This is a genomic window from Leptospira abararensis, from assembly GCF_016918735.1.
In the GTDB taxonomy this organism is placed as follows: domain Bacteria; phylum Spirochaetota; class Leptospiria; order Leptospirales; family Leptospiraceae; genus Leptospira_A; species Leptospira_A abararensis.
The window spans coordinates 1-18,724 of record NZ_JAFFPR010000056.1 but is presented as its reverse complement, the minus strand read 5'-3'; the positions used below and the strand labels follow the sequence as shown (position 1 = coordinate 18,724).

20 protein-coding genes are annotated in these 18,724 nt (G+C 39.3%); 7 read left to right on the top strand and 13 right to left on the bottom strand.

The features are described from left to right. On the top strand, window positions 1-594 hold a 594-nt coding region (locus tag JWG40_RS17115), incomplete at its 5' end, for an NAD(P)H-dependent flavin oxidoreductase (RefSeq protein ID WP_232369459.1). Between the two features lie 168 nt (window positions 595-762). Here JWG40_RS17115 and JWG40_RS17110 read toward each other — a convergent pair. The 4 genes from JWG40_RS17110 to thyX all read right to left on the bottom strand — a co-directional run bounded on the left by JWG40_RS17110 (window position 763) and on the right by thyX (window position 5,145). Further along, window positions 763-2,055 (bottom strand): protein-disulfide reductase DsbD family protein, encoded by a 1,293-nt coding sequence (locus tag JWG40_RS17110; protein ID WP_205286989.1) that lies wholly within the window; start codon window positions 2,053-2,055, stop codon window positions 763-765. Between the two features lie 10 nt (window positions 2,056-2,065). Beyond that, entirely contained in the window at window positions 2,066-3,463 is a 1,398-nt protein-coding gene (locus JWG40_RS17105; protein ID WP_205286988.1) for a hypothetical protein, read from the bottom strand. After that, entirely contained in the window at window positions 3,460-4,155 is a 696-nt protein-coding gene (locus JWG40_RS17100; RefSeq protein ID WP_232369458.1) for a FecR family protein, read from the bottom strand. Before JWG40_RS17100 ends, JWG40_RS17105 begins: the two co-directional genes overlap by 4 nt. Before the next feature lie 66 nt (window positions 4,156-4,221). Beyond that, window positions 4,222-5,145 carry an FAD-dependent thymidylate synthase gene (thyX, locus tag JWG40_RS17095; protein ID WP_205286986.1) on the bottom strand — a complete coding sequence of 308 codons (924 nt, stop codon included), beginning with the start codon at window positions 5,143-5,145 and terminating at the stop codon, window positions 4,222-4,224. Window positions 5,146-5,236: 91 nt separating this feature from the next. Here thyX and JWG40_RS17090 point away from each other — a divergent pair, with 91 nt between their 5' ends. Beyond that, window positions 5,237-7,114 carry an alpha/beta fold hydrolase gene (locus tag JWG40_RS17090; protein WP_205286985.1) on the top strand — a complete coding sequence of 626 codons (1,878 nt, stop codon included), beginning with the start codon at window positions 5,237-5,239 and terminating at the stop codon, window positions 7,112-7,114. Between the two features lie 13 nt (window positions 7,115-7,127). Here JWG40_RS17090 and JWG40_RS17085 read toward each other — a convergent pair whose 3' ends face one another. Beyond that, on the bottom strand, window positions 7,128-7,649 hold the full coding sequence (locus JWG40_RS17085) for an SRPBCC family protein (RefSeq protein ID WP_205286984.1): 522 nt from the start codon (window positions 7,647-7,649) through the stop codon (window positions 7,128-7,130). A gap of 51 nt (window positions 7,650-7,700) precedes the next feature. Here JWG40_RS17085 and JWG40_RS17080 point away from each other — a divergent pair, with 51 nt between their 5' ends. Beyond that, window positions 7,701-8,174, top strand: a complete 474-nt coding sequence (locus JWG40_RS17080) for a nuclear transport factor 2 family protein (RefSeq protein WP_205286983.1) — start codon at window positions 7,701-7,703, stop codon at window positions 8,172-8,174. A gap of 85 nt (window positions 8,175-8,259) precedes the next feature. On the opposite strand, the gene JWG40_RS17075 is transcribed toward JWG40_RS17080, so the two are convergent. The 4 genes from JWG40_RS17075 to metG are packed head-to-tail and all read right to left on the bottom strand — an operon-like array spanning window position 8,260 to window position 12,563. Next, complete coding sequence (locus tag JWG40_RS17075; protein ID WP_205286982.1) at window positions 8,260-8,616, bottom strand: rhodanese-like domain-containing protein; 357 nt, start codon at window positions 8,614-8,616, stop codon at window positions 8,260-8,262. 2 nt (window positions 8,617-8,618) lie between these two features. Continuing rightward, window positions 8,619-9,221: a phosphoribosyl-AMP cyclohydrolase gene (locus JWG40_RS17070; protein ID WP_205286981.1), complete on the bottom strand. Its 603-nt coding sequence runs from the start codon at window positions 9,219-9,221 to the stop codon at window positions 8,619-8,621. Next, complete coding sequence (locus tag JWG40_RS17065; protein ID WP_205286980.1) at window positions 9,218-10,516, bottom strand: adenylate/guanylate cyclase domain-containing protein; 1,299 nt, start codon at window positions 10,514-10,516, stop codon at window positions 9,218-9,220. The genes JWG40_RS17070 and JWG40_RS17065 overlap by 4 nt, the downstream gene beginning before the upstream one ends. A gap of 4 nt (window positions 10,517-10,520) precedes the next feature. After that, entirely contained in the window at window positions 10,521-12,563 is a 2,043-nt protein-coding gene (gene metG / locus JWG40_RS17060) for a methionine--tRNA ligase (RefSeq protein ID WP_205286979.1), read from the bottom strand. A 120-nt stretch (window positions 12,564-12,683) separates the two neighbouring features. Here metG and JWG40_RS17055 point away from each other — a divergent pair, with 120 nt between their 5' ends. Then, the gene (locus tag JWG40_RS17055) at window positions 12,684-13,175 is read left to right on the top strand and encodes a tellurite resistance TerB family protein (RefSeq protein ID WP_408611544.1); all 492 of its coding nucleotides are present in this window, start codon (window positions 12,684-12,686) and stop codon (window positions 13,173-13,175) included. A gap of 87 nt (window positions 13,176-13,262) precedes the next feature. Here JWG40_RS17055 and JWG40_RS17050 read toward each other — a convergent pair whose 3' ends face one another. Beyond that, a complete protein-coding gene (locus JWG40_RS17050; protein WP_205286977.1) occupies window positions 13,263-13,973 on the bottom strand; it encodes a class I SAM-dependent methyltransferase in 711 nt (236 codons plus the stop codon). Between the two features lie 23 nt (window positions 13,974-13,996). Between JWG40_RS17050 and JWG40_RS17045 the strand changes: the two genes are divergently transcribed. The 3 genes from JWG40_RS17045 to JWG40_RS17035 are packed head-to-tail and all read left to right on the top strand — an operon-like array spanning window position 13,997 to window position 16,417. Beyond that, window positions 13,997-14,470, top strand: a complete 474-nt coding sequence (locus tag JWG40_RS17045; RefSeq protein WP_205286976.1) for a TIGR04452 family lipoprotein — start codon at window positions 13,997-13,999, stop codon at window positions 14,468-14,470. Window positions 14,471-14,482: 12 nt separating this feature from the next. Then, window positions 14,483-15,730 carry a serine hydrolase domain-containing protein gene (locus tag JWG40_RS17040; protein WP_205286975.1) on the top strand — a complete coding sequence of 416 codons (1,248 nt, stop codon included), beginning with the start codon at window positions 14,483-14,485 and terminating at the stop codon, window positions 15,728-15,730. Between the two features lie 3 nt (window positions 15,731-15,733). After that, entirely contained in the window at window positions 15,734-16,417 is a 684-nt protein-coding gene (locus JWG40_RS17035) for an START domain-containing protein (protein ID WP_205286974.1), read from the top strand. Window positions 16,418-16,480: 63 nt separating this feature from the next. On the opposite strand, the gene JWG40_RS17030 is transcribed toward JWG40_RS17035, so the two are convergent. From JWG40_RS17030 to JWG40_RS17020, 3 genes are all read right to left on the bottom strand, one after another. After that, window positions 16,481-17,137, bottom strand: coding sequence for a hypothetical protein (locus JWG40_RS17030; protein ID WP_205286973.1), 657 nt, complete (start codon window positions 17,135-17,137; stop codon window positions 16,481-16,483). Window positions 17,138-17,154: 17 nt separating this feature from the next. Further along, window positions 17,155-17,958, bottom strand: a complete 804-nt coding sequence (locus tag JWG40_RS17025) for a hypothetical protein (protein ID WP_205286972.1) — start codon at window positions 17,956-17,958, stop codon at window positions 17,155-17,157. Window positions 17,959-18,100: 142 nt separating this feature from the next. Then, complete coding sequence (locus JWG40_RS17020; protein ID WP_205286971.1) at window positions 18,101-18,451, bottom strand: bleomycin resistance protein; 351 nt, start codon at window positions 18,449-18,451, stop codon at window positions 18,101-18,103. Window positions 18,452-18,724 lie beyond the last annotated feature (273 nt).

The following is an 18,724-nucleotide window of genomic DNA, read 5'->3' as shown; positions in this document are numbered from 1 at the left end:
TATGGTTGGGTCGGTTTTGGGATCAGATTAGGTAATTCAGCGGGATATCTTCCTGTGCGAGGAATGCAACTCATCGCCGTTTCCCAAGGTGCTGGTGGACATGCTGGGGCCATCACTCCTTTTGCACTCATTCCTTATCTAAAAAAAGAAGTTGGATTGCCAGTCATTGCCGCCGGTGCGATCTCTACTGGATCACAAATGGCCGCAGCATTGGCTTTAGGAGCCGATGCCGTTTATATCGGAACTCGTTTTATTGCAACACCTGAATCCAAAGCGCAAAACGAATACAAACAAATGTTAATTGATTCAAGTCCTGATGAAATCGTTTATACAGAAAAAATTTCAGGAATTCCCGCCAATTGGTTAGCAAAATCAGTGGAACGATCTCCGGAAATTTTAGAAGACGGCCCAAAAAAAATTGCGGCTGGTCATGCCGGCGGAGAAAAGGCAATCGAACAAGAATACAAAAGGTGGAGAGACATTTGGTCGGCTGGCCAAGGTGTGGCCCAAATCCATGAAGTAAAACCAGCTGGAGATATCGTTAAAGAAATCGCCACCGAATATTTGGAAACTGTCAATCACCTTCCTCGCTAAACAAAGATGATGCGAACCGGTCGATTCGATCGGTTTGTTTTTTTTATAATTTTACTTGCACAATCGATTCCCGAATCGCCTTTTTTAGCAATCAATCAAATGTAGTCGGAATTCGAATTCCTCTTTTGGAAAAATCGAAAACCTAGTCTGGACTCAATGCAAACTTAACTATCGATTTATCGCTTCGATCATACCTTTTGTATCTAAATAATCATTCGATTTATAAATCATCTTTCCCTCTGGATTGAGAATCAGAAAAAATGGCAAACCGATTTTGAGCTCAGGATAGTTTGGATCATTCGCAAATTCTTCGAAGATGGGATCCGTATCATAAACCTTCCAAAGAATGGCTTTATTTTTAAAAGTTTCATTCCATTCTTTGTGAGTTAAAGTAAGTTTTTGAAACTCTTTGCAGTTGGTACACCAGTCCGCATAAAAATCAATGAATATCGGTTTGCCCGTTTCTTTAGCGATCCGATACACTTCCGCTTTCGACCGGTACCATTCTAAATTCCCATGAACTTCCACGGACTCTGAGTTTGTTCCTATATCTGATTCCATTTGGTTTGGTTGAAATTTAAAAACAGCAGATTGTAAAAGTAAAATCAGAACAACAAGCGCGGTATAGGCACCCATTTGTAAAAGTGAGAATTTCATCCTTTCACAAGGTAGGCCTTCTTTCTTTTGTAAGTAGAGGAAGGTCAGTGCTAATGTCCAAATAAAAAATACCTTTGCAGACAAGTCCGCATTCAAACCCCAAAGTCCAAAAGCCTTTTCTAAATAAGAATATGAAAAATATAGAATGAGCAAGGCAAGAATCCACTGCACCGACTTCATCCACTTTCCAGACTTAGGGAGAGCAAATCCAAAAACTCCAATCAGTAAAAAGGGAATTCCAAGTCCCAAACCAAAAACAAACATTTTTAAAGCGGTGAAAACAATCGGAAGTATACGAATCCCTTCGGTTTGGTAGGTAATGAGTTGGACAAGGATGGAAACTACCACAGGGCCTACACAAGGCGAAGAAAGTAGGCCCGCACCAACACCTAGAAAAAATGTATTCGCATAACTGACATTTACCGAATTTCTTAAATCTCCAGAGAAAAACGGAAAGTACAAAAATTCAGCTACACTCAGTCCCAATATGAAAAGTAAAATGGAAAGGACAACTTGCGTTTCAGGATAACGTAAAAAAGAATTAAAGGCCCCGCCACTAAAGCCCGCAATTAGCCCAAACACGGCATACATAGTAGCAAGACCAATATAATACACCAGCGGGTGAGACCATTTGTGTTTGGAAACTCGGGACTTGAGGATACCTGCGGTAATCGGGTATAATGGATACACACAGGGCAAAAGTCCTGCGAGTAAACCACCTAATGCTAAAAGGAAAAAACTTAAAATAGAAAAGGAGCCAGATGACAACTGGGTTTCAATAAAGGCTTGGATTTCAGATACCATACTCTCTGTCTTAGAACGTAGCTGTGGCTTTCAAAACAATAGTTCGATCCAATCTTCCATATTCGGAGATAGGATGCGCCACAGGTTTTGAAAACTGTTCTGTATATTCGACACGATTCGATGCCTCGCCGGTACTGTCTACATACCATTTATTTGGTTCTCCCCTTGTATCATAGGAGCGAACCTCAGTGTATCCTAGGGCTAGCCGTGCAGATGGTGTTAAAAACCATTCTCCAAAAATTTGACGGGTAATGTAATAGGCCTGGCTAGAATAGAGAGGATCTACGGTTCCCGGTTTGAATCGCAACCAGGGTTCTTTCTCTACTGTTTCTGTGGCTTGCAGGCCGGGTGTTGGCCCACCAGTGGCAATTTCTCCGCGTGCCACAAGCCGCAATGTTCCATTCCCAAGACCAGCCCAAACATAGGCTCCTCGTCCGATAGATTCCGGAACCATGACGGATGGTTGGTACGGTGCCAAACGATCCACGATCCGACCACCGAGTTGTTTTTTCACCATTCCCCCCAATCCTAAATTGAGTATTTCTCTCCAGACTAGATGAGATTCTACGGCAATGACCTGTTCTTGGTTAAGAGAAACACTTCCCTGTTTTTTTGTAGCGGCATTTCCATCACTAGCAAGACAACTTGTTTTCCCTTCCCTACATTCATCACTCGCGTAACCAAAAGCATTCGAAGCTCTACCCAAAACATGAAGTCCCGTTTTTAAATTTTCGGACCAAGTGGGTTCCCATCCTAGTTTTCCAATGACATCATATCCGGTGTTTGTAGTATTTTGTGTATTGCGGTAACCTTCCCCATTAACAACAGCGGTCTGGACAGAAAAAGATTTCCATCGAAGGATATAATTGATTCCGAGATCCACTGGATCTCTTGCAAAACCCATAGACTCTAATGGAGATTTATCAAAATAACGCCAATCATAGTTTCCTGACCAAACGGAAAACATATGTGGCAATTCAAACATACCGAATTGAATTTGGTGTTTTGTATTTCCTATTTCAAAAGTTTTACCAAGATTTGCTCGCCTAACAAGAAATACATAGGGATTGGATTTATTACCAGTACCGGCTAAGGTGTCATTGGTAAGAGAATCGTTACGAAGGATTTCTCCCCAGAATTCCGCCGTGATCCCTGTGTCTTCCCATTCTTTGGAAATGGTAACCATAGTCCAAGGAAGCGAAAAACCGGCTTTGTCAGAAGGGGATAAATCTGTGGTTCCAGAAGCTTTGTCTCGAACACGATAAGAAAGAGTGGGAGTTAAGATGGCTCCAAGTTTAAGTCCATAGTAGCCATCTGGTTCGTCTTTTTTGGTGGTAACAACTTCCTCACCTAAAATTGGATAGGTGAGAAATAATAAAATGAGAGAAAGATAGAAATAAAATTTCACTTTTTACCGTAAGTTTCGTCCGGAGTAAAACTAGAATCTTCCCAACCGACTGGTTTGTGACAAGGAAGACAACGAGACAACATAGGCATCTCTTTTCGTTTTTCTCTAAACTTGATGGTAGCACCTTCCTTAGTGATTATATCTTTGTAATCATTTTTTTCAATTTCTGTGGCACCCATTTTTAATGCCCCACCACTTCCTTTGGCAAATTCAGATCCATTGATATTAACAAGACCTTCGCAAACGCAAGTGTACCCCTTTTTTTCCTTCTCTTCGTAAAACACGCCAAAGGCTGTTCCGCGAACACCGGCAGTTGTCGTTGGAGTCGAAACTTCAAAACTTCCTTTTTTGAAATTGCTCACGCGAAACCATGCTGCGCCTTTGTCTACATAAGCCTTAGCGACTTTATTTTCAAAATTCCATTCTTTTAAAGTAAAATCTGTGTTAGGCTGGATTCGGATTTCCGTTTCTTTGTAGAGGAAATCAACTTTGGATCCATTTCCTGTTTTGATTCTATCGCCGGGTTTTAGGATATCGTTTATTTTGAGTGTCTTCCATAGTTTGGAAGAATCTGTGGAAGATAGAAAGCTTACCTTTCCACGGGTAAAAGTTGCCACCGCAAACTCTTCCGCAGAAAGGGAAACACTGATCAGGATTAAAGAAGTTAGGGTTAAAAAGATTCTGAGGCTCATAATCTCTCTAACAAACAAATGGAAAAAAATTATCAACCAAATTAGCGAATTCGGTTGTAGCTTAAATTACCAGGGAATCGCAAATCCCATACCTTTTAGTTTGATTTCTAATTCTTCCCGTTCGCGGCTTTTTTTAGCGGTGGTTCCATTCTCATCTAACAATCCAAATTCGATCGCTTTTTTTACGGCTCCTTCTTTTCCAGAGGTATTCAGAGCTTGGATGATTTCTGCATCATATTTGGTTAAGTTCACAGCATTCAAACGATAATCGACAAATGCTTCCCAAGCATTCGGAACCCACTTCTGCACGATTTGTTCCCCAATTGTTTTCGCAAACAAACGAACTTCTAATTGGGCATGATCATCCATTCGGAGTGCCAAAAAATGGAGTAAGTTATGAAGGTCTATTTTCCAATACGCTTCTGTATAAGTGGCAAGCGGTAAATCTTTCCTAGCTTGTTCCCGAGCGACTCCCATCTCTAATCTTTCATTATAAATTTCAGAAGCAAATTTTTGGTATTCGGTTTCTCTTTTTGTTAGGTGGTCACCTTTAGATAAATCTAAGTATCCATCACTTCCTTGTTTGTTCCCAATCGATTGAACTCGCCATTCTCCTGGAAGTGTGGTTTGAGCAGAGTCGATGGCTACGGAGTAACGCGTAGAGTATTCATTGACATTTGCCATACGGTGGCGGATCCACTGACGCCATGTGTCCATAGGAACACGAACATGTAGCTTTAGTTCGCACATTTCAAAAGGCGTGCTGTGGCGGTGGCGCATCAAATAACGAATGAGACCTCGGTCTTCACTTACCTTTTTTGTGCCTTTTCCGTACGAAACGCGTGCGGCTTGAACGATTGATTCATCAGATCCCATATAATCAACGAGTCTGACAAACCCATCGTCCAAAACAGGGAATGGTTTTCCTAAAATGGAGTCTAATTCGGGAACGGAAACTCTTGAAATGGATTCGAAATCAGATTGTTGCATATTAGCTTTATTTTTTAGTTCACAGGCATATGAAAAGTCGAAAATAGAGTTATAGCGTACCGTATCGCCTTATAAATAGAAAGGATGCTAAATGGCACTTGAAGAAAATTCGTTGGAAGATCGTTTGATCAAAATTTCCTCCCGAGACAGCAATAAAAGTCTCATGGTGAACCCGGACAAAATCTATATTTTTCCGGTTCCAAAAACAACGTTCCAATTTTTGGAAAATATTTGGCAGTCTTTCACAAATAAAATGGTTTCTCTCGTGGATTTTAACGATGATCCCATTTTTAATTTTTCGATTTTTGAAGTCATCGACCAAGATGAAATGAAAATTGTGGCCACGGCCACTCACTTCAAACTGAAGGAAATTGCCGAACGTCGTAGAATTCCGGGAATTGAAGAATACATCAAAAAATCTCGCCCCATCCACTTGGGAGATCCTCGTAACGAGTCAGCGGGTTTCATTCGAAAGTCCATCATTGATTTTAACAAAGGCCTAAGGCCGGAAGTCATTTTTGTGAATTTGAAACAGGAAGAAGTTCATCCTGAGAAAAAAGTTTTACTCTCAGAAACCATGAACCATGCGATTGGAATTCCACTCTTTGTGAATGAAAATCCCATTGGGATATTGTGGGGAATAACAAAAGATCCCATTCCTGAGGATAAAATCCGACCACTCACTCTCCAACTTTATTCTTTGTTTGATGTGATTGAGTTTGTTGTCGCAAAAGAAATGGAATCGGGAAACGACCACTACATTGCCCAAAAAAATATCGAAAAGGCCGATACAGTTTCCAATTCGAGAAACTTATTTTATACCACTACCAAAGACCAAAAAGAACCGGTCACATCCATAATCTTCAAATCCCACCAGTATAACATTGAATATAGAATGGATGCATCCTTTATCATTCCAACAACTGATGGTTATGCGGTTTCCCTAAAAAGTTTTACTCCAGAGAAACTAAACAATACAGGTAAAAATCTTTTACTGATTCCTGGATTTTTCTGCCGCCGTTCTGTGATGGACAAACTGGCAAAAGAACTTGCCCTTAAATATGGATACCGAGTTTTCCTAATGGATATGCGCGGTAGGTCTAGACAAACCATGCCGAAACATGGCAAAAAAGAAGGATGGACCGTTGATAATTACATCCAAGATGATTTTCCTGAAATTTTGCGTTGGATTCGTTGGCATTATCCCAGCGAAAGAACCGTCGTACTCGGTCACAGTATGGGGGGAATGATTCCTAGGTTCTATGTATCTTCTTATGAAAAAATCAAAGAACTAAAAGAAGAATTCAATTTACCACAACCGGAAGAATACATCGCAGGAATTGTTTCTATCACTTCGCCAAACTACATTAGCCTGAAATCCAACTTCATTGGACTTGATACATTAAAACGGGGATTCAGTTTGCTTCCTCATAAAATGATTTCCGATATGGTTTTGAGTATGGCAAGTTTTTCGATGCAAGCCACAATCCAAACGATTGACTTAAAGAAGTTTTTCAAATTGATTTTGAACCTTCATTCCAGTTTACGAAGTTTTAGTTATAATATTGGAACCAAAGTTTTAACGATCAAAGACTTTGTGGGTTATAAAGAAATCACTCCACCAGAATGGTATTTTCTTATGGAAGATGTGTTTTGCGAAGAATCGGTTTCGGTGATTATGCAATTTTTCCAAAGCCAAATCTCCAATGAACGGAGTTTCTGGTCAAACGATGGTCGCATCAATTATACAGAAAATTTCTTAAACAATTTCAAAATGCCGATTTATAGTGTAGTGGGAACGGTAGATAAAATTGTGCCCGAAGAAAGTTTAACGGAACTGAAAGACCTCAAATCAGAAAACAAGGTGATCACTTATTATGAACAAGGCCACCTGGGGATTATTTTTCACGGGGAAACAGTTCGTAAGATTTGTAAAGGGATCGATGAATGGATCCAAGAATTAAAATAGTTTCGTTATTCCCCTAACGCCCGCTAAATCGGTTGTGGATGAGTTCCATCTCTTTTTGGAGGGTGGCATCACGACCGGCTAGGAAATAGGCGCCTCTGACAGGAATACTTGTGATCTCAGAATCTTCCGTGATGGTCACAACAGTTCCGGGGATTTTTGGTTCTAGTGTGTACGTCCAAGACCCACGCATTTTAAAACTCGCATCGGTGAGTTCAATTTTCCAAAGTTTGTTGGGAATGGATTCGCGGAGTTCAAAAATCATATACCCACCCATATCCGGTGTTTCTTCCCACTTGGTCACCGTTCCATCAGGTTTGGTTTCTAAAATTTTGATGGCCACTACTTCCTTACGGCGATTCGGAAGGTCTCGGATATCTATGATATAGTTCCAAATGTCTTCTGGTTCCGCTTTCAGCCATTCGCTGGTTTCCGAGTGAAATTTGGGTTCCTGGAAATAACCGACAGCCAAAAAAAGAACCACAAGCCCGATGAGTAAAAAACTGGTTCCAAAAGAGAAGAGAAGAATTCGTTTCATAACTTTTTTTCTTGCTAAGACTGAGTTTAATCAATCATAATCTTTCCCACAATGCATGCAAATGAAGAGTTGATCCAAAAGTTTTACACGGCCTTCCAAAACAAAGACGGGCAAACCATGGTGGGATGTTACCACCCTGATATCGAATTCCAAGATCCGGCTTTTGGTTTCCTGAAAGGAAAAGAAGTTGGGGCCATGTGGCTGATGTTAATCGAAAGAAGTCAAAATTTAACCATTCGTTTTTCTAATGTCAAAGCAGATGACACGAAAGGATCTGCGGATTGGGAAGCAGATTATAGTTTTAGTAAAACAGGGCGAATGGTGCAAAATAAAATACAAGCGAACTTTACTTTTAAAGACGGAAAGATCCTAACACACAAAGATCATTTTTCGATGTGGAAGTGGTTAGGGATGGCAATGGGTCCTGTTGGAACTCTTCTCGGTTGGTGGCCAGCACTCGGTAACAAAGTCAAAAAAGAAGCATTAACGGGATTACAATTGTATATGAAACGAAAACGAATGTAGTTTTGTTTTTTTAGGGAAGGGAGATTCTCTTCCCTATATACCTTTCGTTTCTTTCCTATAGTAGAGGACTTGTTAAAGAGTTTATTTAAGGGTTTGGCATATTGGAAAGTCCACCAGCATTGGTTACGTCGGTAAATCCAACAGATTCCAAAAAAGATTTGGCACTTCCACTGCGACCACCAGAAGCACAATAGACAACAACCGAACGGTTTTTATCACCAAATGCATCCAAACGTTTGGAGACTTGGTCTACAGGAATATTGATGGCTCCAGGAAAATGCCCTGATTGAAATTCAGCGGTAGTTCGAACATCCACAACAAGTGCCCCACCATCAATTTTTTCTTTTAATTGGGATTGGTTTGCACCTAATGAAGATTTCAATTTATAAACAATAAAGATTACGCAAACGACAACCAAAACGATTAGAACAATTCGATTCAAAACTAAACTCCTACTTTATTAGAATAGACGAATGAAATAGAATCATTCGGACCAAGCTCACGAAAAAAACAGGAATAGTATCCTGTGTGGCAGGCTGCCCCGATTTGATTGGTTACATATTGGATAAAAAATGGATTCGCATGAACATAGATGGTAGTTAAATTTTGTAAGTGACCCGACTCTTCGCCTTTGACCCACTTCCCATTCCGAGACCGACTATAATATGTACCAAGCCCTGATTCCACTGCAGCAATCAGACTTTCCTTTTTTCCCCAAGCCAACATCAAATCCTTTCCGGATAGATCTTGGGCCAGAAACGGAGAAAGGGGAGGAATGGTTTCTAAAAATGACTTCCATTCTTCTTCCGAAAATTTTAATTTTCCAGATTCCCATAACAGACGTTTGGTACCTATTTCCAGTTTTGGATCTATTTCCAACAAGGCATCTTCATCGCAGTCAACAAACAATTGTTTTTTGCCGAAGTCAAAATGATCAACATATTCTTGTGCTAATTTGGATTCGACCACTCGTAAACTGACATCCTTCGAATCCAAAGAAGGTTTGGTGATAATTGTAATTTCTTTTCCTGTGGGAAGTTGGATCATAAACTTGTCTCCACAGATAGAATTTCTGTCGATTTTGTTTTTCCACGAAGGGAAAGAATGCCCATGGATTTTGTCTTTAAGTGTTGGCGATATTCAAGAGAAATTTGGTCATACAATTCTTTGGAGATAAGGAAGCTCCTTTTTAAATCCTTTCCTAAGGATTCCAGCCGACTAGCCGCATTGACTGTATCCCCAATCACCGTATATTCCAATCGTTTCTCCACACCTACATTGCCCACAATGACGGGCCCATAATGAATTCCAATCCGAATGGAAATCGGCTGTTCCCCCGTTTTTTTCCGGTTCTCGTTCCAAAGGGATAAGGCTTGTAACATTGCGACCCCAGCCCTAGTCGCATTCGTAGCATCTTCTTTCGTGGGAAGAGGGGTTCCAAAAGTAACCATCATTCCATCGCCAATGAATTTATCGAGGGTACCTTTATGTTCAAATACTACTTCTAACATAAAACTATGGTATTCGGAAAGTAAGGCCATGGTTTTTTCCGGGCCTAAGGTTTCTGAAATTTGAGTGAATCCAACAATATCACAAAATAGAACGGCTATTGTAGATTCTTTGCCACCAGGTTTGAAAAAATCTTCTTCCGCATGATTCATTTCTTCCACAACATTTGGTGAAAAATACCTCGAAAGTTGTGTCATTTTTACTTCATTGTTCACGGCTGATAGAATCGTTCGCCTAACACGATAAGTCAAAAACGCTAAAAAGAATCCGAGAACACCGATGATCCCCATGGACATGATGTAATTGTTAACATGGGCCGCAGGACCAAGAAAGGCCTCTTTAAAACTTTCTGTGCTTACAAATCTTGGATCTTGTTGGGCATATACCAAAATTCCAGCTTGGCTAATCACAACACCCAAAGCATAAATCATTGGATAGATAGGTTGGATGCTAAACGCATTCATTACCAGAGTTCCAGCGATGATAAAATGTAGGTAAGTTTTGATTAAATAAGTTCTAGGAACTTGGGATTCTCCCCCCACCGCATTGTACCAAATGAATGGAAGGATGGTGATGATAAATAAATCAATCACCACACAAAATAGTCCCACAAAAGAAACAAATTTTCCTCGTTTTAAAAATTTGGATAAAATATAAAGAACTACATTTAAGGATAATGCAATCGAGGTGATGGTTAGAATTTCAAATAAAGTTTGGGCAACAAAGAAAGTTCCAATTGTAATCAAAGAAAAAATAAGAATTTTTCCATAAAGGCTAAATTTAATGCCTTCAATTTCTTTTTCTCGTAAGATTTGTTCCGACTTAGTTGCCATTAGTTTATTTTAAAAGATCACCAGGATTTGCATCTCGATCAGGAACGAACAAAGATAATGTTTTTTCTTTTCCTGAGGCAAGTAACATCGCTTCCGAAAGGCCAAATTTCATTTGGCGTGGTTTTAAGTTTGCCACTACGACCACTTTTTTTCCAACCAACTCTTCGGCCGTATAACTGGCTTTAATTCCAGCAAAAACATTTTTGATTCCTTTTTCGCCCAAGTTTACTTTCACAAACAAGAGTTTGTCGGCCCCTTCCACCGGCCCTGCTTCTAAAATGAGACCCACCCGAAGTTCTACTTTGGAAAGTTCATCAATCGTGATAAACCCATCTTCCGAGACCGTTGCGACATTAGTATCAGGAGCCGAAGTTTTACCTGGTTCTTTAGACTTCTCTGGATTGGCTTTTTCAAAGGCTTCTTTTGTTTCTTCTATCATAAGGGATATATTTTTTTCCTCAACTCGTTTGGATAACATTTGGTATGGACCAAGAACTTTGTTTTCTAAAGTTTCTGTAAGATTTAAAAAACTTAAAGTCGGCACTTGGAATAGAGATGCTAAAGAACTCGTTATGTTCGGTGTCACCGGTGCTAAATAAGTAAATAAAATTTTGGCACAGTTTAGAGAAGTAGTCACAACTTCCCTTGCTTTTTCGACATCGGTTTTGATTAGGTTCCAAGGAGTGTAATCGTTTACATATTTGTTCACTTTATCCCCAAGCCCTGTAATTTCTCGCATTACCTTGGAATAGTTACGTGTTTCGTAGGCTTCTCGAATTTCTGATTCTTTGGAAAGAAGATCCGAAACCAGTGATTTTCCTTCTGGCGATAGAACGCCTAACTTTCTCTCCATTTTATCTAAGATAGAGGTAGAAACGCGAGACACCAAATTCACTAAATTTCCAATTAAATCGGAATTGACTCTAGAGACAAAATCATCGAAGGAAATATCAACATCTTCCATTCCGGGACCCAATCGACAAGCAAGGTAGAAGCGGAAATGTTCTACATCCAAATACTTGGCAAAGGTAGAGGCATTGATAAATGTCCCTCTTGATTTGGACATCTTCTCCCCGTTAACAGTTAAAAATCCATGAACATTGAGCTGTGCTGGTGTTTGGTATCCAGAACCCATAAGCATTGCTGGCCAAAACAGTCCATGAAAGTACAAAATGTCCTTCCCTATGAAGTGAACAATTTCTCCTCTTCCATCCTTCCAAAATTCATTAAACTTCTTTTCTTCTTTGAAAAAGTTAAATGAAGATGCCATGTATCCAACGGGGGCATCGAGCCAAACATAAAAATATTTGTTTTCTTCTTCAGGAATTGCAAAACCAAAGTACGGGCCATCGCGGCTGATATCCCATTCTTGTAAGCCAGAGGTAAACCATTCTTTTAGTTTTTTCTGTGCACCTTCATTCAATCGATTCCCTTCTTCCATCCAAGTTTGTAATTGAGATTGGAAATCTTGGAGTTTGAAAAATAAATGTTTAGATTCTTTTAGAACCGGTGTCGTGCCACAAATAGAACAATAGGAATCTTTTAGATCTTTGGGAGAGTAGCTGGTCCCACAAACTTCACAAGAATCACCATATTGGTCTTTGGCACCGCATTTAGGACAAGTTCCTTTGATGAATCTATCGGGAAGGAACATTTGATCATGTTCGCAATATGACTGTTCAATATTGCGAGCCACAATATGACCATTTTTCTTTAAAGTAAGGTAAATGGATTCTGAGTATTTTTTGTTCTCTTCTGAATTTGTCGTATAATAGTTATCATACGAGACACCAAATGAAGTTAAATCTTTGTAATGTTCCTTCTGTACCTCTTCGATCATGGACTCGGGAGTTTTGCCTGCTTTTTTTGCAGCAATCATGATCGGAGTTCCATGTGTGTCATCGGCACAGAAAAAATAACAATTGTTCCCAACTAACTTTTGGAAACGTACCCAGATATCTGTTTGGACAGCTTCCAAAACATGGCCTAAGTGGATGGAACCGTTGGCATAGGGAAGAGCACTTGTAACGAGTATGTTTTTCGACATAGATTAATTCCAGTTTCCTGATTCGAAGTTCCAATTCAGCCCATTTTTAGGAAAAATCAAGAAAAGAGTAAAAAAATGAAGTTGAACGGAGAATCCGAGGCAATAAAATTCCTGTTTGTTATGGCAAAGAAAATCGTTCAAAATTTGAAACAAGTCAAGGGAAACAAAAACAAACATCCGGAATCGATCCAGTCGACTCTGGACATAGAGAGTGACCTTCACATTGAATATGCCAAAGTCCTCCTGAGTTTGTGGTCCTATGCTTGCAATGCAGATGGGCAGTTCAAAAAAAAGGAAGGGGATATCGTAGGGGAATTGGTGAATGTACTGTTTGAACCAGACTGCCTCCTTAGTGGATTCCAATCCCAGAAAAAACCAGTTTTAGAAATTCTTTCAAAGACTTTTGAAAATCCCCTCCCAATGAAAACGATCACCAAAGTAGTTTCCGATAATGATGAATACGCATTAAACTTTTTTGAAGATGCAGTTTGTATTGTTGCTTCCGATGGGGCTCTTAACGAGAAGGAAATACATTTTCTGGAAGACTTAGCAACAGAGCTAAGAATAAGCCATATGGATAAAGTTAGAGTCGAACAGAAGTACTTGGCCTAAAGGTTTCCTTTTCGCTGTATTCCTATCTCCCACCCAACCCAAGGTATGGTTTTCAATCACCTAATTTTGTCGTTCTCTACTAGCAAATTAATGCCTTGGTTTGGAATAACAAATCCAATGCCTGTCTGTGACTGGCTCTAAATTTAATTTTGAGTCCAAACGAATGACCTCTAACATTTCTTTCACTTCTTCGATTCGATAAGCCGCAAGTAAACTATTATAAAAATCTTTTTTCAAAACTTCAGATTCTCCATTCGCATAACGTTCCGTTAGTTGATTTGTGCAAGTCAGAGAATCAGGACGCATTAAATCTGAAATAAATATAAAACTATCGGGGTGAATCGACCTTTGCACGGCTGCCCAGAATTCGAATGGATCATGTAAATGGTGTAATAGTGAATTCGAAAAGATTAAATCATAAGGCGATTCAGGAACGAAATCCTGAATGAGTTCTTTTTTAAAATTAATTTTATTGTTTCTTTTTTTTGACACAAGTGTGTCGATACGCTTCTTACAAAAATCTAACATGAATTCGGAACCATCTAAAAAAGTAAAATTCGCGGTAGGAAATTGTGAATATAGTCGAAAAGACATATCCCCAGGTCCGCAACCTAGGTCCAAAACTGACTCAGGTGTAAAACGCAAAGGAATTCTATCTTGAAATTTACGTATGAGAAAGGAATGAGCCGATTCAAAATCGGCTTTGGCATAAGATTCTACTTGGGTAAGATCTTCCATAAGTTCCGGTTCAGGAATCCGAATCATGTGGTGAAAGGAAAAGTTTACAGATCGTTTCATTCTCTATTAAGGATAAAAATCACATGAAGCAAATTTTTCTATCTATTCTTTTCTTTGTCTTTCTGACAAATTGTATGCTCACAGAAGGAATAGGAATTCCTACCTATGGGGCAATTAAAGGTTCAGAGGCAAAAAAAAGAATCTCCGATGCGATATTCGAAGCCGAATCGACTGCATCCTCTTTTTGGTTGGCCCAATCAGGAATGAAAGGAGGACAGGGTCCCATCTCCCCTCTTCTGATCATCAACGGTTTTTTAGCCAGAATCCTCTATTCCTATGTTACGGAAATTGAAGATAACGAATCATTTATGGAATCCTCTGTTTTGCAGTGTGAATCCGATATCCGTACCAAAGGAGCTTTGGTTTTGGGAAGTGTATATGATGGTTTAACCACTGTTGGGGGAGTAACTCGCGATGCGATCCTCTTACCAGAGTTTGCCTCCTGCGACTTAGAAAAAACAGGAAAGATCATTACCATAGAACCAATTCGTTTTTAAAAGAGGAGTCTTATGAAATCTAACTACTACACAATATTTCTATCTCTATTATCATTCTGTTTATTCATAGATTGCCAAAAATCTGTTGAAACGGACAAGGATTCCAGATCCCTACTTTTGGCAGGTATCGCGGGTTCATGTTTTACTATCGATTCTTGTTTTGATCAATATGCCAAAACTACAGATGAAGGTGCCAGCTTTCAAGTTTATGACCAATCAGGTAACAGAATTTATGCGAGACAATCCATATTAGATTATAATACCTATAGGCCAATTGCTTCTGGATCGAAATGGGTAACTGCCATCACAGCAATGCGAGCCATCGATTGTAATACCAACAGTGGAACTTTTGCTGGTTGTGGAACAGTGACTACAGGATCTTGTGTTACTGGCGGGGCACTTTCACTTAGCAGGACCACGGGAGACATCCTCGGTTGGACAGGAACAAAAGGCACGATCACTCTTCGCCAATTATTATCCTTTACTTCAGGACTGAACGCTGGTAGTGGGAATGGATCGGGGCAAGCCACTTGTATTTCCACATTACCAGTGGGTGCCACCGGAACACAAAAGGATACTTGTGTTAATGAAATCCGCGACCAATCTACAGGAACACCAGGTGCCCTCTTCCAATACAATTCTAATCACATGGCAGTCGCACAACGGATGTTAGAGGTTTCCTGTGCTAAAACTTGGGATACATTATTCACTCAACTCATTGTGACTCCTCTCGGTTGGGACGCGAGCCAAGCTGTTTGGAAAGGTAATTCTAGAACTTCAGAAGTAACGGATGGAAGTTTGTCCGGGGCCTTTGGTCTCTCCATTTCCCCAGAACATTATGCACGAATGTTAAATGCCCTACTCACCAATGGAACTGCGAAAAATGCAGCAGGAGCCAATATAGCCAATTTCCTTTCCACAACATCGGTAACAGAAATTTTAGCGGACCAATACAATGGGGCAAAGATTGGATACTCACAATTCTCGGCTTTCGGTTACCGATGGCAATATGGCCTAGGGAATTGGAGATTTTGTACGACTACAGATGTTCCCGCAGAATGTGATCGGGATCTTATCTCCCATAGCATAGGAATCAATGGATTCTATCCCTGGGTAGATAAAAATCGAAATTATATGGCGATCCTTGCAGTCAATAATATAGGAAGAAAAAATGGATTGAGTTTGTTACCAGCATCATCAACCTCATTATTCTTTGCAGAAACAGTGAGACCACTCATTCACTTACAAATAGGCAGGTAACCCATGATCAAAAAACAAATCCTTATACTGACGTTGATAGGAGTATCCCTGCTATCAACTGTATCGTCTCTTGTAGCCCAATCACCCGAATGGTCAGAATCCAAACGAAAAAAAGGAATTCAAGTTTTGACCCGCCCTTTTGCCGGATCTAACCTTGATGAATTTTTGGGCCGAACGGAAGTAGATGCCTCCATCTCGCAGGTCGTTGCACTTCTAACGGATCCAGCTTCCTGCAAAAATCTTTACCACCAATGTAAGGAACTAACTGTCCTTTCAGGAACAGAGAAAAAGTCTATCGTGTATCTCAGAAATGGTGCCCCTTGGCCAGTCAATGATCGTGATTTGATTATGGACCGAGGTTTTGAACAAAATGAAAAAACTTTGGCAACAGTGATGAAAATCAAACGGTTAGATTCTAATGCTCGTCCTGTTCCTTCTGGTGTCACTCGTATGGAAAACTTTGAAGGTGTTTGGCGAATCATTCCTCTGGCAAATGGAAAACTAAAAATTGAATACCAAGCTCATTTTGAACCAGGTGGATCAGTACCGCAATCGGTCATCAATTTAGTGTTAACTGACACACCTTATGAATCACTTCTCAATTTGAAAACGTTGGTAGAAGAAGGAAAACATAAAGATACAAAATTCGATTGGATTAAAGAACCAACAAAATCTAATCCTAATTAATCATTCTTGGTTAAACCAATGAACTGGTTCTGCAGTGCAACATTTGTCCCTTGTACTGCGGAATCAAAAAGAAGTTCGAAATCCATAACTCACAAAATTGGATCCACAGTTCGGGTCGGGTGGACAATACAATCCAAAAATACCGGATCTATGATGGACTCGTAAAAACAGTTCTGTTTTTCTTTCGAATGGCAAATAAGAACTAATCTCCACCATCATATAGTTAAGTAGTGCCCTGGATTCAATTGCGTCTTTTTGTAATCCATCTAAATAATATCCTTTAGCTTTGTTTTCTAATTTTGGATTTTCCGATGCGAGCGATAAACCTTCACCTAACGATAAACTAAAAGGAGAACCGTACATTCTATCTATTTTGACTATGTAAAAACCGTTCATTTCCCAATGATTCATTTCACCGAAATGTTTGGTTACATTTCCTTCCCATAAAAAATCAAACCATCGAATCCGATAATCAAGAGGTCTTGAAATACCAAAACTTCCGATATAAGATTCTTTATAATCTGTTTTCTGGCGAAACACGATGGGAATCAGATCGGTAGTGGTAAAGATACCTCCATATAGCACGAGAGTCCAATTTTCTTTTGGGATAGAAATCGAATTTAGATCCTTTAGTGGAATTATCGTCGAAAAAAATACAAAAGAAACAATAACAACGAGTTTATGAGAGAATCCATGAAAGATTTTTTGATTCTGAATCAAATCGATTATTTCCTTTGTTATGGCTGAAACCAATCTTGGTTTCGTTTTTCCCATTCCTTCAGTTGGGAATGGATGGTATCATAATTTTGTAAGAACAAACGCCTCAAGAATGTTTCATATTCTTTGCAATTTTCTGTATGAGATTGTTCTAAGGACTCACGTAGTTTACTTGGTTTTTCTTGTGTACAGTATTTTTGCAAACTAGATGGATAACGATTCGAATTGAAAGCTGGTGCCACAATTGTAGAACCGGTTCCAATATAAAATGGCATTGGTGCCCAGATGGTTTCGTAAGTGGACAAAAATGAAATTCTATGGAGATTGGTTTCTCCCGAAGTCCAAACTAACTCCGCTTCTGTTTCCATCGTTCCATAGTATAACATAGTCAATGCAAGAAGACTCATACCAATACTATAAAATGGTCTTTGGCTTTCTTTTCGAATGATTAGCGTTAGATTATCTATATTTGATAATTCGAATCCGCGATCCCATCTAGGCAGTTCATTAGGATTAATCGGTTTTTCTATTTTTGGTTTCGGAGCATGGGCGGGATTCGGATCTGGAAGAGGAATTGTTGTCAGATCAGCCACATTAGTTTTTTCATCCAAAAGGATGGCGGGCGGGACCGGAAACACTTCATTAAATACTTTTGCCAAAACTGGATCGGTAGTGGTCCATCGAATGGAAATCATTTTCCCTTTGGATAATTTTGCTTCTGAACTTAACTCGGGCATGGGAGTTTTGCAGGAGAGATGAAAAACCAAAAAAGCCAAAGCAGCCGCTCGGATGGAATGGAAAAATAGGATTCGATTTATATTCACTTAAGTTTCATTCTCTTATTTAGTAAAACATCCAATTCGGATAGAATGAAGCATTCATTGTATTACAAAAACAAATTTGCATTTAACACAAATAAGTTTCCATTACTCGAATTAGACATTCGATTTTTAAAAATCTATCTAGTTATTTTTCTATAACCTGCCCAAACTTCAATAAATTTCCATCCAAATCCACAACATAGAATTCCCTCATGCCCCAGGGTTTATCCATCAAATCTGCATTTTTATGGACAATTCCTTTGTTTTTGTAATCCAAATACATGGAATCAATACTATCGACATGGTAATAGACACTGGAGTTTTGAGGAATGGACGGATCATCGCATAACCATAAATGAAGCTCAAATCCATCCTTTCCCAATAATAGTATATCCTCATATTGTTTTAGAGTTTGGAATCCCAGATTCTTTTCATAGAATTCCTTAGATCGCAAAAGATTCAAAGATGGGAGTTGTGGGATTGATTTTTTAATCATAGCAGTATTCGAATTTCCTTATTTTCCCCGCAAAGTTCTCTCAATTCGAAAAACAGCTGCTTGCAGCCTGAAGAAACAACTAAGGTTCAGAAAATATCTTTCGGATGTAAAGTCAGATTCGAAATGGTTTTCATTAAAAGTGAAATTTTATGTAGACTAGTTTTAAGGAATCAGTATTCTTCCGTAAAACAAAAGTCATCCGAAAATATTATTTAAAAAATAGGTTTAAATATGCAGACCACAAGATTATTATTTCTTTTCATTACAGTTTTT